The sequence below is a fragment of the Tritonibacter mobilis genome, assembly GCF_001681715.1.
GTDB classification, from domain to species: Bacteria; Pseudomonadota; Alphaproteobacteria; order Rhodobacterales; family Rhodobacteraceae; genus Epibacterium; species Epibacterium mobile.
Genome location: NZ_LNWY01000042.1, coordinates 1 through 1,522, shown reverse-complemented (window position 1 = coordinate 1,522; position 1,522 = coordinate 1). Strand labels below are relative to the sequence as shown.

At 59.1% G+C, this 1,522-nt stretch carries 1 protein-coding gene; it reads left to right on the top strand.

Annotated features, from left to right (window positions below; translation table 11 throughout):
* The first annotated feature begins 142 nt into the window (after positions 1–142).
* Positions 143–1,504, top strand: a complete 1,362-nt coding sequence (locus tag UB90_RS22250) for an ISKra4 family transposase (RefSeq protein ID WP_027246198.1) — start codon at positions 143–145, stop codon at positions 1,502–1,504.
* Positions 1,505–1,522 lie beyond the last annotated feature (18 nt).

Sequence of the window (1,522 nt, the reverse complement as noted above, 5' to 3'; positions counted from 1 at the left end):
GCATCGAAATCCATGTGTCGCGTAGCCCTTAATTGTGAGATGGGAAATCCAACGAAATCAACGGCGGGAGTGGACAGAACATGGGGGTCGTCGTCGGTGATCTGGCCTGTGCTAAGGTAAGCTCTTTGTATGGGGGGCTGCCATGGACGTACGGATTACAATCGAAACTACCTTCGACAACGGGGAGAAGCGCACTCATCAGCTTGACGGCATTTCTCGACCATACCGGGTGACCTGCCCAGACGGGATCGGGCTGCGCCTCGAGGATGGGAAAAGGATCCTCGAACAGATCCAGAGGGTAATCCTTTACGATCAGGTCGATGAGATCATTCGAGAAAGCCGCGTATGCCCGGATTGCGCCTCGGTTCGTGCCATTCATGACTATCGCACGCGCGATCTCGACACGCTCTTTGGGCGGGTTCGGGTCAAAGCCGCGCGCTTGCGCCGCTGTTCGTGTGATGCCAGGTCAGCGGCGATGCCCGGCGGACCTATTTCTCCGCTGGCCTATTTCTTTCCTGACCGGGCTACCCCGGAGCTGCAGCGGCTCCATGCGGAACTCGGGTCCCGGCATTCCTTTCGCGAAGCCGCGCGGCTGATGAAAAGCTTCCTCCCCTGCCATCCGCCCCATCACACCACGGTGCGTGACCGGTTGGGAAGAGTAGCCGCGGGGCTCGAGAAAAGTCGAAGGGCATCAGGCGATCCCGCTGAAGCACTTCCCAAAGGGGGTTTGACGGTTTTTCTGGACGGTGCGCATATCCGCTGTCGACCGGAGTATCAGCAGCGACACCTGGATCTTGTGGTCGGTAAGATTGAAAGTCGCAATATGTGCCGACGATTTGGCTTGGTCGCCAATGCGACGGCATCGCCAGGCAGCCGGATGCGAGAAGAGCTGTCAGACTTTGGATGGAAGCCGGGCCGTCTGTTGACGGTAATCTCTGATGGCGAGCTTGCTCTCCCGAACCTCATACGGAATGCCATGGGTGGCGACGGCCAGGTGAAGCATATCCTCGACTGGTGGCACATCTCGATGCGTATTCGACATGTCGAGGCCGCCGTTCAGGGTCTGGTCCAGATACCGGGATTCACTGGAATTCCGGTGCTGTTCCAGCGCCCCGCGAAAAGCCTTCGCTGGTGGCTGTGGCATGGCAGAGCACGGGTCGCGGAAACTTATCTGAAAGGGCTCATGCACGATTGCACCCGCCTTGCGGAAGAACCTTTGGCTGTCCGCACCGCTGCCGCTCGTGTGCAGGCCCGATGCGGGACACTGTACACCTATCTCGCGAACAACATGGAATCCCTTGTCGACTATGGCCGACGGTACCGTAACGGGCTGCCCATCTCGTCATCTCGTGCCGAAGGATCAGTCGATGACATTGCCAATGCCCGCATGGGAAAGCGCAGAAGGATGCGGTGGTCGCCCAAAGGGGCTCACCGAGTAGCCGTCACAAGGGCCGCAGTTCTCGATGGTCGGCTGACCGTCGCAAACAGAAAACGCGCCGCATGACCCCCATGTTCTGTCCAC